We start from the raw sequence: 14537 nt of genomic DNA on the forward strand, positions 1-14537 counted from the left end.
CCTGTTCGCCCGCGGCCACCGACACGTCGTAGTGGCCGCGTTCAAAACCGAAGTTGCCGGCGAGCCCGCAACAGCCGGAATCGAGCGTGGTGTTGTCGATGCCCATACGGGCCAGCAGCGTGCTGTCGGCTCCGAAGCCGGAAGTGGCGTGCTGGTGGCAGTGGGTCTGGCTGATCGAGCGGGCCTCGATCTGCGGGGGCTGCCAGCCGGGGGTGTGGTGGACGAGGAGTTCGGCGAGGGTGCGGGTGGCCCGGGAGAGGGCGCGGGCGTCGTCGTTGCCGTCGAGGAGTTCGGGGAGGTCGCTCTTGAGGGCCGCGGTGCAGCTCGGCTCCAGTCCGACGACGGGTATGCCGGCGCTGACGGCGGGAGCCAGCGCGGCGGTGGTCCGCCGGGCGATGCGGCGGGCGATGCCGAGCTGGCCGGTGGTGATCCAGGTGAGCCCGCAGCACTGGGTGCCGTCGGGGACCTGCACCCGGTAGCCGGCGTGCTCCAGTACGGCCACGCCGGCTTTGAGGACGTCGGGGCTGAAGTGGTTGTTGAAGGAATCGACCCAGAGCAGGACCGGGCCGCGCCGCCCGTCGCCCTCGGGTGTGCGGCGGCGGAACCAGGTCAGGAAGGTCTGATCGGCGAAGCGGGGGAGGTCGCGCTGCGCGGCGATGCCGCCCAGCCGTTTGAGGGCCGGGGCCAGACGGGAGGAGGTGAGCGCGTTGACCAGGCCGGGAACCCGGGCGGCCAGCCGGGACAGCAGCGGCAGCCAGCCCATGGTGTAGTGCGAGGCGGGCCGCAGGCGTCCCTTGTAGTGGTGGTGGAGGAACTCCGACTTGTAGGTGGCCATGTCCACGCCGACGGGACAGTCGGCGCTGCATCCCTTGCACGACAGGCACAGATCGAGGGCGTCGCGGACCTCGGTGGAACGCCAGCCGTCGGTGATCACCTCTCCCTGGGTCATCTCGTACAGGAGCCGGGCCCGGCCGCGGGTGGAGTCCTTCTCGTCCCGGGTGACCCGGTAGCTGGGGCACATCACGTCGCCGCGGTGGTCGGCGGAGCGGCACTTGCCGACACCGACACAACGGCGGGTGGCCTTGGCGAAGTCACCGTCGTCGGCGTGGAAGGGGAAGACGGTGGCCAGGGGCAGGGGAGTGCGGTGCGGGCTGACGCGCAGGTCGCCGTCGACGGGCAGCGGCTGCACGATCATCCCGGGGTTGAGGCCGTTGTCGGGGTCCCAGAGGGTCTTGAACTCCTCGAACAGGGCGATGATCTCGGGGCCGTACATCAGGGGCAGCAGCGCGGAGCGGGCCTGACCGTCGCCGTGCTCGCCGGACAGCGAACCGCCGTGGGCGGCGACCAGCCGGGCGGCATCGGCGAGGAAGGCGCGGAAGACGGCGGTGCCCTGCTCGGTGGTGAAGTCGAAGTTGATGCGGACGTGCAGACAGCCCTCGCCGAAGTGCCCGTAGACGGCGCCCTGTAGCTCATAGCGGTGCAGCAGATCGGTGAACTGGCGCAGATAGGAGCCGAGTTGGTCGGGCGGGACGGCCGCGTCCTCCCATCCGGGCCAGGCTTCGGAACCGTCGGGCGTCCTGGTGGCCAGGCCCGCTCCGTCCTCGCGGATCCGCCACAGGCCACGGGCCCGTACGGGATCGGTGATGACTTCGCTGCCGGTGCAGCCCGCGGCCCGGTGCGCGGTCTCCACCAGCGCCTCGGCCTGCTGGGGCAGTGCGTCCGCCGGACCGCCCAGTTCGGCGAACAGCCAGGCCTGCGCGGTCGGCAGGCTGTCGATGGCGGCCCGGGTGGCGGGACGGGTGACGATGTCGGTCAGCGCGTGGTCGAGTCCCTCCAGCGCCAGCAGCTCGTGCTTGAGCAGCGCGGGGACCGCGTCGGCCGCGGCACAGGCGTCCGAGAAACCGAGGACGACCAGGGCCCGCGCGGGCGGCGGCGCCACGAGGCGGACGGTCGCCGAGAGGATGACGGCCAGTGTGCCCTCGCTGCCGACGAGGGCTTTGGCGAGGTGGAAGCGCCGCTCCGGCAGCAGATGTTCCAGCGCATAGCCCGACACCTGCCGTGGGAACTGCCCCAGCTTGGTGCGCAGCGCCGCCAGATTGCGCTGGGCGAGACGGTGCAGGGAGGCGATCAGCTCACCGCGGTCGTCTCCCGCGGCGACGGCCTCGTCGATCTCGTCCTGGGTCATCTCGCCGAGCCGGACCACCGTGCCGCGGTAGGTGGCCACTTCGAGTTCCACGATGTTGTCCGCGGTGCGGCCCCAGGCGAGCGAGTGCGAGCCGCAGGCGTTGTTGCCGATCATGCCGCCCAGGGTGCAGCGGCTGTGCGTGGAGGGGTCGGCGCCGAACAGCAGGCCGTGCTCGGCGGCGGCCTTCTGGAGTTCGTCCAGCACGATGCCGGGCTGCACGGTTGCGGTCCGGGCGTGCGGATCCAGCGCGGTCAGCCGGTGGAAGTAGCGGGAGAAGTCGAGCACCACGCCCGACCCGAGGGCCTGCCCGGAGGTGCTGGTGCCCGCTCCGCGTGCGGTGATCGGCACTCCCAGGCGACGGCAGACGGCGAGCGCGTTGAGGATGTGCTGCCGCTCGCGGGGGAAGACCACGGCCAGCGGGACATGGCGGTAATTGGAGGCATCGGCCGCGTACTGAGCCCGGTGACCGGCGTCGCCGGCGACCTTGCCGCAGTTCGCCTGGTCGAGGGCCTCGGCCACCGCTGCCGCGTCGAGGCCACCGAGGCCCTGCGCTGTCGTCGTCACCGTGCTCGCTCCTTCGTGCTCACCGGTCGCCTTCGGCCTGGTCCCGTCCACGATGCGGGCCGCCGCGGGCACGGAACAAGACCCAGCAGAACGAAAGAATTCGTGCTTGAGGGCAAGGAAAATTTATGCTCGCCAGTAAGGGCGGCCGGTGTTTATGCTCGCCTCCCGCGTTCTTGGGAGCCCGCGTTGCTGAAGCCACTGCATCTGCTCACACTGAAGGCCGTCGTCCACAGCGCCTCGTTCGCCCTGGCGGCCCGCGACCTCGGCTACACCGCCTCCGCCATCTCGCAGCAGATCTCCGCCCTGGAGAAGGAGACCGGGCTGGTGCTGTTCGAGCGGGAGGCGCACGGGATCCGTCCCACGGCCGCCGCCCACCGACTGGTCGACCTCAGTACCCACGTACTGGCGGCCATGGACGATCTGGACCACCAGGTGCAGGAGCTCGCCACCGGTGTCACCGGCCGACTGCGGCTGGGCAGCTTTCCCACCGCCGACGTCCGGCTGGTGCCCGCCGCGCTGTCCGCCCTCGTCGAAAGCCACCCCCGCGCACAGATCCAGCTGGAGGAGGGCGAGCCCGAAGAGCTCATCACCGCGCTCAGCCACGGCGATCTCGATGTCGCGCTCGTCTACGAGTACGGGCTCAGCCCCCGCCAGTGGCCCGACGGACTGACCCGCCATCACCTGCTGAGCGAGGACCTCGTCCTGCTCAGGGCCCGCGACAGTGGCCTGAGCGCGCAGCTGTCCCAGCTGTCCCGGGCCCGCTGGATCACCAGCCGGGAGGACACCGCCGGGGCCCGGTCGTTCGTCCGCCTCTGCGCGGCCGCGGGATTCGACGCCGCCGTCGCCTTCCGCAGCAACAACTACGACGTGGTGCGGGAGCTGGTGTCGGCAGGCCTCGGCGTGGCCGTGGTCCCGGCGCTCGGCCATGTGCCCGGCGAGAGCATCGAGGCCACCCGGGTCACCCAGCGCTCGGCACACCGCAGGGTGATGGCGCTGCACCGCACCGAGAACAGCAACCCGCTGCTCCCCACCGTCCTCAGCTGTCTGCGGGGGGCGGTGCCCGTCGGCGAGCCGTATCTGCACCCGGCGGACGACGAGTGAGGTCCGGCTGACGGCGGGCACCGCCGCTCCCGGGGCGGGGGAGCGGCGGCACACCGGCGTCGTCGGCCGACCGCCTCTCAACGGGCCGGGGCGGGCTCGGGTTCGTCGGACTCGGTCATGTCGTCCAGGGCGTCGAGATCCACCGAGCCTCCCGGCATGACCTTGCGGGTGCGGCGGTAGCCGTACGCGGCGTAGATGATCAGGCCCACGACCAGCCAGCCGCTCAGCCGCACCCAGGTCTCCCACTGGAGGAACGACATCAGCCAGACGGAGAAGGCCATGCCGAGGACGGGCACCACCGGCATCCCCGGACAGCGGAAGGTGCGCTTGAGGTGGGGCTTGCGGTAGCGCAGCAGCAGCACGGAAGCGGAGACCACCACGAACGCCAGAAGCACGCCGATGTTGGTGAGTTCGGCGACCGCGTTGATGGGCAGCAGACCGGCCAGCACGGCGGAGACGATGCCGATCAGCCAGGTGGCGCGGTGCGGAACCTTGCGCCGGGGGTGGATGGCACCGAACCATGCGGGCATCAGTCCGTCGCGGCTGAGCGCGTACCACAGGCGGGACGCGCCCATCATGAAGGAGAAGGTCACGGTGACGATGCCGATGACCGCGCCGACGGCGATCACATTGGCCAGCCCGCTCATCCCCACGCTCTGGAACGCGCTGGCGATGCCGCTGTTCGGATTGAGCTTGCTGTAGTGCTGCATCCCGGTGAGCACGATGCAGACCAGCACGTACAGCACCATGGACACCGCCAGCGACAGCATCATCGCCTTCGGCAGCTTGCGCCGCGCCTCCACCGATTCCTCGGCGGCCGTGCTCAGCGCGTCATAGCCGAACACGGCGAAGAAGACGGTCGCCGCCCCGGTGAAGGCCCCGCCGAATCCGAACGGCGCGAAGGGATGCAGATTGCCGCTGTCGACCTTGGTGAAGCCGACCACGATCACCAGCAGCACGATGGCGATCTTGATGACGGTCAGCACCGTCTCCACCCGGGCCGAGGTGCGGGTGCCGCGGTTCAGCAGCCAGGCCACGCCGAGACAGATCGCCACCGCGAGCAGATCGACCCGGTGGCCGGCTCCGGTGCCGGGGGCGCCCAGCGCCCAGGCCGGCAGGTGGATGCCGACGGCCTCCAGTAGAAATCCCAGATAGCCCGACATCCCGATCGCCACGACGGCGACGATGGCGGTGTACTCCAGCAGCAGGTCCCAGCCCACGATCCAGCCCACGATCTCCCCGAGAACCGCGGCGCAGTAGGTGTAGGACGAGCCGGCCTTTGGCACCATTCCGGCGAACTCGGCATAGGCGAAGGCCGCACAGAGCGAGGCGGCGCCGGCCACGAGGAACGAGACGAGGACGGCGGGGCCGGCGACGTCCCGGGCGACGGCCGCGGCCAGGCTGAAAATGCCTGCCCCGATGATGGCGCCGATGCCGATCATCGTCAGCTGGGTGAGGCCGAGGGTGCGCACCATACGTGCATCGGTGGGCTGTTCATGGGGAAGTGTGCGCCTGAAAATTCCCTGGGGGCCTCTTCCCAGCAACGCGGAGAGGGGAGATTTCGGGGTGTGATGGGGGGACATCGCTCGCTCCCTGTCAGGCAACGGCGGCACGACGGGCCACCGTCGTGGCGTGGGTCACCACTGGCCTGAAACCATCACTCACGATCCTCCCCGGCAAAAGGGATCCCAGCGCGACAACTTGCGTGGCTGAGGGCAAGCAGTACTGGTGCCGGAGCCCCGCAGGGCGAGAAGGCCGGGCTCTCGTGTAACGGGCACCTTGTTCAGCGGATCGGGTCAACTCCTCCGCGGGACGGGCCTGTTGAGCGAGCGCGGCGGCCGGGCGGGGGTGTCGTGCCGGGCCCCGCACACCGCCCGCAGGACCTCGACCAGCGCCGCCACCGTGGGCCGGTGCTCGACGGAGGAACGGCACATCACCACGATGTGCCGCTCGACCTTCTCCCGCAGCCGTACGACATCGAGGCGCGACGCGCGCAGGCCGAGCATCAGGTCGGTCACCGTGCTCACCCCGATACCCGCCTCGACGAGTGCCAGCGTGGCCGCGGTATCGGTCACCTCGTGCTGGACCCGGGGTTCGATGCCCGCTCGCCGGCAGGCGGTGCGCACCGCGCGGCCGTAGTAGCTGTCGGCGGACGGCAGGATCCACCCCAGATCCTGCGTCTCCGCCAGGCCGGCCACCTCGCGTCCGTCCATCGATCCGGCGGGCACCGCCAGCGCGAACCGCTCGCGGTACAGCTGCCGCACCTGGAGAGCGGGCTCGCGCGGAATGGGCACGTCCGGGTAGTCCAGGCCGAGTGCCAGGTCCACCGCTCCGGACGCGACCGCGTCGTGCACCTCGTCCACATCCATATCGCGGCTGTGCACCGTCAGCCCGGGATGGACCCGCCGCACCTCCTGTAGCGCCGGTGGCAGGAGCTCGGCGGCCGCCGTGGCGAACAGCCCCACCTGGAGCACCCCGGAAATCTCCTGGCGGGTGCGCTCCAGGGCCTCGACGGCCTCCGCCTCCGTCGACAGGATCCGCTCGGCGTGACACGCCAGCGTCCGGCCGGCGTCGGTGAGCTCCACCCGCCGCCCGACCCGCCGCAACAGCTCCATGCCCGCGGCCTTCTCCAGCGCGGCGATCTGCTGGGAGACCCCGCCGGGCGTGTATCCAAGGGCCTGTGCCGCCGCAGTGATCGTCCCGCGCCGGGTCAGCTCCACCAGGGACCGCAGCTGGGCACTCGTCCAGTCCATATAGAGATCGTAATAGATCAGACGCACTAACTGTTCGTAGACGTCAACGGTTGCGGTGCTGCACGATGACGGGCAGCTAGCTGATCAGCGCTTCTTGCCATGCACCGACAGCCCCAGCCCACGCGCCGGACGGATGCCCCGGCGCGGGCTTCGGCCTCTGGAAGGGATCGGCCTCTTGTCCATGTCCTCCATGTCCCGCACCGTGCCGCCGACCGCCGACGTCGTGATCCTCGGCGGCGGTGTGATGGGCACCAGCATCGCGTACCACCTGGCCGAGGCCGGGGTGCGAAACATCGTCGTCGTCGAGCGCGGCGAGCTGGGCAGCGGCAGCTCCGGCAAGCCGATCGGCGGAGTACGGGCGCAGTTCTCCGACCCGCTCAACATCGAACTCGGCAGCCGGAGTCTGCGCGCCTGGCAGGAGTTCGGGCAGCGCCCCGGCGCCGACATCCGGCTGGACAGCGTCGGCTATCTCTTCGCGCTCAGCAGCGATCAGCAGGCCGCGGATTTCGAGACCGCCGTCCGGATCCAGAACAGCCTCGGCGTCCCCAGCCGCATGATCGGCCCCCGTGAGGCACACCAGCTGTGCCCCTACCTCAGCACCGACGGACTGGTGGCCGCCGCCTACTCCCCGACCGACGGCCACGCCCGGCCCGGACTCGCGGTCCAGGGCTATGCGCGCGCCGCAGCCCGGGCCGGAGTCGTCTTCGCCACGCACACCACCGTCACGGGCCTCGACACCACCGGCGACCGGGTCACGGCCGTCCACACCGATCACGGCCGGATCTCCTGCTCGACGGTCATCTGCGCCGCGGGCGCCTGGTCCGAGCGGCTCGGCGCGATGGCGGGCGTCCACCTCCCGGTGCGCCCGGTCCGCCGCCAGCTCGCCTTCACCGCGCCGCTCACGCCGCCCGCCCCGCGCATCCCGTTCACCATCGACTTCGCCTCGACGGCCTACTTCCACAACAGCGACGACGGACTGCTGTTCGGCCTCGCCGACCCCGACCAGGCCGACGGCTTCGACACCACCTGGACACCGGACTGGCTCACGCTGTTCCGCGCCGCCGTACAGCGCCGGGCCCCCGCCCTCGCCGACATGGAGACCACCAGCGGCTGGGCCGGACTGTACGAGGTCACCCCGGACCACAACGCACTGATCGGACGCGCCGGCGCGCCGCACAACTTCCTGTACGCCACCGGGTTTTCCGGCCATGGATTCCTCCAGGCCCCCGCCGTCGGCGAGATCATGCGCGATATCCACCTGGAGCGCACCCCGTTCCTCGATGTCACCCCGTTCTGCGCCGACCGCTTCACGACCGGTGTGCAGACCCGCCCCGAAATCCATGTGGTGTGAACCCCCGAAGGAAGGACGACCCGCGATGATCAGCCAGTGGCAACTGCGCGCCGCATTCGCCCAGCGGCTCTCGGACATGTACGGGCGGGAGGTGCCCGCCTACACCACGCTCGTGGAGGTCTCACGCGAGGTCAACGAGGACGTGCTACGGACGCAGGGGGCCGACGCCGAGCGCCTGGGGTCCATCAGCCGGGTGACCGCGGAACGGCACGGAGCCATCCGCGTCGGCACTCCCGAGGAACTCCGGCAGGTCGCCCGCGTCTTCGGCGCCCTGGGCATGCACCCGGTCGGCTTCTACGATCTGCGCGAAGCCGCCGCCAGCGCCGTACCCGTCGTGTCGACCGCGTTCCGCCCCGTCGACGGCGAGGAACTGGCACGTAACCCGTTCCGCGTCTTCACCTCCATGCTCACCCCCGCCGACCCCCGGTTCTTCGACCCGGACCTGCGGGCCCGCCTGGAGAACTTCCTCGCCGGCCGTCAGCTCTTCCCCCCGGAACTGCTGGCCCTCGCCGACCGCGCGGAAGCCGCCGGGGAACTTCCCGACGCGGACGCCGAACGGTTCCTCCAACTCGCCGTGCAGGCCTTCGAACTCTCCCCGGAGCCGGTCGACCAGGCGTGGTACGCCACCCTGGAACGGGTCTCCGCCGTCGCCGCGGACATCGGGGGCGTGCGCAGCACCCATATCAACCACCTCACTCCGCGCGTCCTGGACATCGATGAGCTCTACCGGCGCATGACCGAGCGCGGTATCGAGATGATCGACACCATTCAGGGACCGCCCCGCTGGAAGGGCCCCGACGTCCTGCTGCGGCAGACCTCCTTCCGTGCGCTCGCCGAGCCCCGCGCCCTGCGCACGCCGGACGGCGACGTGATCAGCGGAGCCCTGCGGGTGCGCTTCGGAGAGGTCGAGGCGCGCGGTATCGCCCTCAGCCGCGAGGGCCGGGCGCGCTACGACCGGTTGCTCGCCCGCGTCGACGAGCAGGCCGCCCGCCTGCCGCACGCCGACCGGGCCGAACTCGCCCGCTCCTTGTGGGCGGAAGAGCTTCCCGACAGCGAGCAGGCCCTCGCCGTACAAGGTCTGGCGCACTTCACCTATCACGTCGCGCCCGACCGCCCGCACGACGGGAGCCGGCCGCCCGCCGGGCTCCATGACCTGCTGGAGCAGGGCTGGGTCCGGGCCGAACCCCTCGTCTACGAGGACTTCCTGCCCCGCTCCGCGGCCGGCATCTTCCAGTCCAACCTCAACGACGAGGGCTCCAGGAACCAGGACCAGCAGGGCGCCGCCTACGACAGCGCATGGCTCTCCGACGCCCTCGGCCGCGACGTCCTGGACCCCTTCGACCTCTACGAGGAGCAGCAGAACCGCTCCCTCGCGCAGGTCGCCCGGGAACTCGGACTCGACGCCGCACCCGCCTGACCCACCCGACCGCCACCCGCACCCCTCAACACCCCAAGGGAGCACCATGACCAGCACCATCCTCCCCACCACCGAGGACCTGCGCACCCGTGCCCGCATCAGCCTGGCCGCCGTCGGCGTCACCGTCCGGGAAGGGGGCGACTTCTCCGCCCGCAGCCCCATCACCGGCGAAGACCTCTTCGGTCTGCGCGCGGCCACCGCCGAGGACACCGAGGAGGCCATCGCCGCCACCCGTGAGGCGTTCCTCACCTGGCGCACCACGCCGGCGCCCCGCCGCGGCGAACTCGTGCGCCGCCTGGGCGAGTTGCTGCGTGACCACAAGAACGAGCTGGCCGACCTCATCACCATCGAAGCGGGAAAGATCCGCTCCGAGGCGCTCGGCGAGGTCCAGGAAATGATCGACATCTGCGACTTCGCCGTCGGCCTCTCCCGCCAGCTCTACGGCCGTACCATCGCCTCCGAGCGCCCCGGCCACCGTCTCGCCGAGACCTGGCACCCCCTGGGCGTGGTCGGCGTCATCTCCGCGTTCAACTTCCCCGCCGCGGTGTGGTCATGGAACACCGCCGTCGCCCTGGCCTGCGGCGACACCGTGATCTGGAAGCCCTCCGAGCTCACCTCGCTGATCTCGCTCGCCTGCGACCGGCTGCTGGCCCGGGCGGCCGAAGAGGTCGGCGCCCCCCGCGATGTGCACCGCCTGCTGCTGGGCGACCGCGCCATCGGTGAAAAGCTCGTCGACGATCCCCGTATCGCGCTGATCAGCGCCACCGGCTCCACCCGCATGGGACGCGAGGTCGGCCCCCGCGTCGCCGCCCGTTTCGGACGGAGCCTGCTCGAACTCGGCGGCAACAACGCGGCCGTCGTCGCGCCCTCCGCCGACCTCGACCTCGCCGTTCAGGGCATCGTCTTCGCCGCGGCCGGCACCGCGGGGCAGCGCTGCACCACCCTGCGCCGGCTCATCGTCCACCGGGACATCGCCGACACCCTGATCGCACGGCTGACCGCCGCCTACCAGAAGCTCCCGATCGGCGACCCCTTCGACGAGACCACCCTCGTCGGGCCCCTCGTCTTGACCACCGCCCTGGACACCATGCAGGACGCCCTCACCCGGGCACAGGCCGAGGGCGGCAAGATCCTCGCAGGCGGCAACCGGCGCCTCGCCGACGCCGCACCCCGGGCCGCTTACGTCGAGCCGGTCATCGTCCGCGTCGACGAACAGACCGACGTCGTCCGCGAAGAGACCTTCGCGCCCATCCTGTACGTGCAGACCTACGACACCCTGGAACAGGCCATCGCCCTGCACAACGACGTGCCGCAGGGCCTCTCGTCCAGCATCTTCACCCGCGACCAGCAGGAAGCCGAGCTCTTCCTGTCCGCGGAGGGGTCGGACTGCGGCATCGCCAACGTCAACATCGGCACCTCCGGCGCCGAGATCGGCGGTGCCTTCGGCGGCGAGAAGGAGACCGGGGGCGGCCGCGAGTCGGGCTCCGACGCCTGGCGCGCCTACATGCGCTCCGCCACCAACACCATCAACTACTCCAGCAGGCTCGCCCTCGCCCAGAACGTCAGCTTCCTGTAGCCGCGGGCGGCGCACCCGCCCCGTCCGCCCCGTCGACCGCCCCCGTCCTGCCGTGCGCAGGGCGGGGGTTCGTCGTGGCCGGGGGAGTCCGAAGCCGCCGCCGGCCGCGGTACGTGCCCGGATATCGGGCGCCACCTGCCGTTTTTCGACAAATACCGCGTTGCGCCGGGACATCCGTTGACGCGGTGGGTGCCGCGGTGTGATGGTACGGCGGCCTGAGTCATGGACATGCCGTTCTCCCGCCGCGCAGAGACTGCCCCCACGTTGCCGAAGCCGGCCGGACGAAGACGCTGCCGTGGCCCGGTGCTCCACCAGAACCTCCGTCGGTAGTACTCCCTACCCCCTCAAGGAGCCATGGTGTTTCGAAGACTCGCGGTGGCCGGCGTATCCGTCGCCGTCACCATGGGAGCGGCCCTGCTGGCCGTAGCCCCCACGGCAGTGGCCACATCGGAGACCAGCCCGCCACCCCATCCGCCCGCCTCCGCGATATCGGCCGCCGACCGGGCCGCCGATGCCCCGGACATCGACGTGGCCAAGGTCCAGGCGCATCTCACCGAGCTGAACAACATCGCCACCCGCAACGGCGGCACCCGCAAATCCAGCGGACAGGGCTACCGGGACTCCGTCGCCTACGCCAAGAGCAAGCTACAGGCGGCCGGTTACACCGTCACCGAGCAACCCTGCACCTCCGGCTGCGCCTCCGGGGCCGGACCCAACCTGATCGCCGAATGGCCGCAGGGCGACGCCACCAAGGTGTACATGTTCGGCGCCCACCTCGACAGCGTCGGGGCGGGACCGGGCATCAACGACAACGGCTCCGGCTCGGCCGCGCTGCTGGAGACCGCGCTCGCCCTCGCCGAACAGCACCCCACCATGGCGGCCCGCGTCCGGTTCGGCTGGTGGACGGACGAGGAACAGGGCCTCAACGGCTCCGACTTCTACGTCCGTTCCCTCTCCTCCGCCGAGCGGTCGAAGATCAAGGCGTACTACAACTTCGACATGATCGCCTCCACCAACGGCGGCTACTTCATCAACCACCTCACCTCCACCGCCGCCCAGCCGATGAAGGCGTACTGGGACTCCCTCAATCTCCAGCCCGAGGAGAACACCGAGGGCGCCGGCCGCTCCGACGACTACTCCTTCGAGCAGGCGGGCATCCCCACCTCCGGATATGCGATGGGCGCCAGCGCCCGGAAGACCTCGGCGCAGGCGGCCAAGTGGGGCGGCACTGCCAGCCGTGCCTACGATCCCTGCTACCACCAGTCCTGTGACACCACCGGCAACATCAACGCCACGGGACTCAACCGCAGCGTCGACGGCATCGCCTACACCCTGTGGAAGCTCGCTGTCGGCGGCACCACCCCGGCGAACGACTTCTCCCTGGCCGCCGGACCCGCCGCCGGCAGCGTCGACCCGGGCGCCTCGGCCACCAGCACCATTTCCACGGCGACGACCAGCGGGTCCGCCCAGACGGTGGCGCTGTCGGCCTCGGGCGCGCCGGCCGGTGTGACCGTCTCCTTCAGCCCCGCCTCCGTGACCTCGGGCAGCAGCTCCACCATGACGGTCGCCACGACGTCGGGCGCGGCGGCCGGCACCTACACCCTCACCGTCACCGGCACCGGGGCCGTCAGCCACACCACGGCCTACACCCTCACGGTCAAGGGGGCCGGAGGCTGCACCGCCCAACAGCTGATGGCGAACGGCGGATTCGAGAACGGCACCACACCCTGGACGGGCGACACCGGGGCGATCGGCGCGCACGCCGGCCAGTCCGCCCACGGCGGCAGCAGGTTCGCCTGGCTCGGCGGCTACGGCCGCTCCGCCACCGAATCCCTCAGTCAGTCGGTGACCGTGCCTGCCGGATGCAGCAAGGCCACCTTGACCTACTGGCTGCACATCGACACCGACGAGTCCGACCGCGTCGCCTACGACACCTTCAAGGTCAAGGTGGGCAGCACCACCCTGACGACGCTCTCCAACACCGACGCGTCGAGCGGCTACACCCAGCGCACCGTGGACCTGACGCCCTACATCGGACAGCGGATCACCGTGACCTTCGCCGCCGCCGAGGACAGCAGCCTCCAGACCAGCTTCGTCATCGACGACGCGGCCCTCCAGACCGGCTGACCGACGGGCCCGGAGGGGCAAGGAACACCCGGCTTGCCCCTCCGGTGCCACCTTGACCCTGGTCAGCGAACAGGGCCGTAACGGGAGCGAGTCATGTCTTCCGGCGGCCGGGGAACCGGCGACGCGTCAAGCGGTCGCCTCGTCCGTCGCGTAGCACGAGGCGGCGTAGCGGCCCCGGTCGCCGGTGGGCGTCCAGCCGCCGGTGCCCCGGCCGGGGTCGGCGAGAGCGAAGCCGTTGTCGAGCAGCTTTTCGCCGAGGGAGGCGGCGGGGAAGCCGCTGCCGTCGGGTGTGTCCTCGACGGGCCACAGCGTGACGAGCAGGGCTTCGGTGTCGCCGGTGTCGGGTTCGCTGTCGAGGCTGGCGACTTCGAGGTGCCAGCGGCCGCTTCGGACAAAGGCCTCCGCGCGAAAGACGGCCGGCGCCGCCGGGGCGTTCTGGTGGGTCTCGGTCATACGACGGGGGCTCCTGTCATGGGGCGGGGAGTGCTGGACGTGTTGGAGGTGTGGGATGTGTGGGACGTGCTGGACGTGTGGGATGTGCTGGGCGTGCTGTGATGATTCTGCGGGACGGCGGGGCCCGCCTCGTCCGTTCAGACGTTGCGCCACCGGGCCATCGCGAAGGAGAAGCCGCCGAACAGGGCCAGACCTGCGGCGATGGCGGCCAGCAGCCAGGGGCCCGCCGCGGTGTCGGCGAGGGAGCGGAGCGTGTCGTCCATGCCCTTGGCCCTGCCGGGGTCGTAGGTGACCGCGGCCCTGACCACGAACGTGCCGGCGACCGCGAACACACCACCGCGGGCGATGCCACCCGCTACGCCGAGGACATCGATCCCGCGCCTGACGCGATGCGACATTCCGCGCCGGTCGAGGTTCTTGTGGAACGTGCGCCGGATCGCCCGTACCGCGATCCAGATGCCGGCCACGGCGATTCCCACGCCCGCGGCGGCCACCAGCCAGGGACCGCCGGGCAGGTCCAGCGCCTTGGCCGTGGCATCCCGGGACTGCTGGTCGCTCGCACCGCTCCCGCTGCCCTGCTTCCCCGCCGCGAACGACAGCACGGAGAACGACACCACGGTGTAGAAGAGGCAACGGGCGAGGGAGAGCAGTCGCGTTCCCGCCTTGTGCCCCTCGGGCCCGGCCGCGCCGAACCCTGCCTCGGACAGGCGCCACAGCGCCATCCCCGCCAGACCCAGGCCGAGCGCCCATATCAATACGCTGCCGAACGGCCGGGCGGCGATTTCCGTCAGCGCCCCGCCGCGATCGGCCTGCTCACCGGAGTCGCCGAACGCGATCCGTAGCGCCAGCACCCCCACGAGGAGGTAGATCACGCCGCGGGCCGCGAAGCCACCGCGTGCCGCGGCCCGTACCGCCGGGCTGCGTGCGGCACGGTGAGCTGTGCGTCGTCCGATCCGGGGTACCGCAGCAGTCGATGGCATGTGTGACCTCCAGAGCGCTTCTGCCCCGTC

10 protein-coding genes are annotated in these 14537 nt (G+C 71.0%); 5 read left to right on the forward strand and 5 right to left on the reverse strand.

Going from position 1 to position 14537, the window contains the following annotated elements; genetic code table 11:
• Nucleotides 1-2749 (reverse strand): FAD-binding and (Fe-S)-binding domain-containing protein (locus M8I34_RS21120; RefSeq protein WP_250051190.1); only part of this gene is annotated, 2749 nt, incomplete at its 3' end.
• A 186-nt stretch (nt 2750-2935) separates the two neighbouring features.
• Between M8I34_RS21120 and M8I34_RS21125 the strand changes: the two genes are divergently transcribed.
• Nucleotides 2936-3850 (forward strand): LysR family transcriptional regulator, encoded by a 915-nt coding sequence (locus tag M8I34_RS21125; RefSeq protein ID WP_250051192.1) that lies wholly within the window; start codon nt 2936-2938, stop codon nt 3848-3850.
• A 77-nt stretch (nt 3851-3927) separates the two neighbouring features.
• On the opposite strand, the gene M8I34_RS21130 is transcribed toward M8I34_RS21125, so the two are convergent.
• Entirely contained in the window at nt 3928-5325 is a 1398-nt protein-coding gene (locus tag M8I34_RS21130; RefSeq protein ID WP_308372500.1) for an amino acid permease, read from the reverse strand.
• A 321-nt stretch (nt 5326-5646) separates the two neighbouring features.
• Nucleotides 5647-6603 (reverse strand): LysR family transcriptional regulator, encoded by a 957-nt coding sequence (locus tag M8I34_RS21135; protein WP_250051196.1) that lies wholly within the window; start codon nt 6601-6603, stop codon nt 5647-5649.
• A 181-nt stretch (nt 6604-6784) separates the two neighbouring features.
• Between M8I34_RS21135 and M8I34_RS21140 the strand changes: the two genes are divergently transcribed.
• The 4 genes from M8I34_RS21140 to M8I34_RS21155 all read left to right on the forward strand — a co-directional run bounded on the left by M8I34_RS21140 (nt 6785) and on the right by M8I34_RS21155 (nt 13074).
• Complete coding sequence (locus M8I34_RS21140) at nt 6785-7954, forward strand: FAD-binding oxidoreductase (RefSeq protein ID WP_250051198.1); 1170 nt, start codon at nt 6785-6787, stop codon at nt 7952-7954.
• 25 nt (nt 7955-7979) lie between these two features.
• Nucleotides 7980-9371: a VOC family protein gene (locus M8I34_RS21145; RefSeq protein ID WP_250051200.1), complete on the forward strand. Its 1392-nt coding sequence runs from the start codon at nt 7980-7982 to the stop codon at nt 9369-9371.
• Between the two features lie 46 nt (nt 9372-9417).
• Entirely contained in the window at nt 9418-10947 is a 1530-nt protein-coding gene (locus tag M8I34_RS21150; protein WP_250051202.1) for an aldehyde dehydrogenase family protein, read from the forward strand.
• A 354-nt stretch (nt 10948-11301) separates the two neighbouring features.
• On the forward strand, nt 11302-13074 hold the full coding sequence (locus M8I34_RS21155) for a M28 family peptidase (protein WP_250051204.1): 1773 nt from the start codon (nt 11302-11304) through the stop codon (nt 13072-13074).
• A gap of 126 nt (nt 13075-13200) precedes the next feature.
• On the opposite strand, the gene M8I34_RS21160 is transcribed toward M8I34_RS21155, so the two are convergent.
• Nucleotides 13201-13527, reverse strand: coding sequence for a hypothetical protein (locus M8I34_RS21160; protein ID WP_250051206.1), 327 nt, complete (start codon nt 13525-13527; stop codon nt 13201-13203).
• A gap of 137 nt (nt 13528-13664) precedes the next feature.
• Entirely contained in the window at nt 13665-14507 is an 843-nt protein-coding gene (locus M8I34_RS21165) for a DUF1206 domain-containing protein (protein ID WP_250051208.1), read from the reverse strand.
• Nucleotides 14508-14537: the final 30 nt, after the last annotated feature.

It is taken from the genome of Streptomyces sp. MCA2 (assembly GCF_023544705.1).
In the GTDB taxonomy this organism is placed as follows: domain Bacteria; phylum Actinomycetota; class Actinomycetes; order Streptomycetales; family Streptomycetaceae; genus Streptomyces; species Streptomyces decoyicus.

Bases quoted from the DNA above. Each gene is read 5' to 3' on its own strand.
- M8I34_RS21130 (WP_308372500.1), bottom strand. From the start codon at position 5,325: ATGGTGCGCACCCTCGGCCTCACCCAGCTGACGATGATCGGCATCGGC.
- M8I34_RS21135 (WP_250051196.1), bottom strand. From the start codon at position 6,603: ATGGACTGGACGAGTGCCCAGCTGCGGTCCCTGGTGGAGCTGACCCGG.
- M8I34_RS21140 (WP_250051198.1), top strand. From the start codon at position 6,785: ATGTCCTCCATGTCCCGCACCGTGCCGCCGACCGCCGACGTCGTGATC.
- M8I34_RS21145 (WP_250051200.1), top strand. From the start codon at position 7,980: ATGATCAGCCAGTGGCAACTGCGCGCCGCATTCGCCCAGCGGCTCTCG.
- M8I34_RS21150 (WP_250051202.1), top strand. From the start codon at position 9,418: ATGACCAGCACCATCCTCCCCACCACCGAGGACCTGCGCACCCGTGCC.
- M8I34_RS21155 (WP_250051204.1), top strand. From the start codon at position 11,302: ATGGTGTTTCGAAGACTCGCGGTGGCCGGCGTATCCGTCGCCGTCACC.
- M8I34_RS21160 (WP_250051206.1), bottom strand. From the start codon at position 13,527: ATGACCGAGACCCACCAGAACGCCCCGGCGGCGCCGGCCGTCTTTCGC.
- M8I34_RS21165 (WP_250051208.1), bottom strand. From the start codon at position 14,507: ATGCCATCGACTGCTGCGGTACCCCGGATCGGACGACGCACAGCTCAC.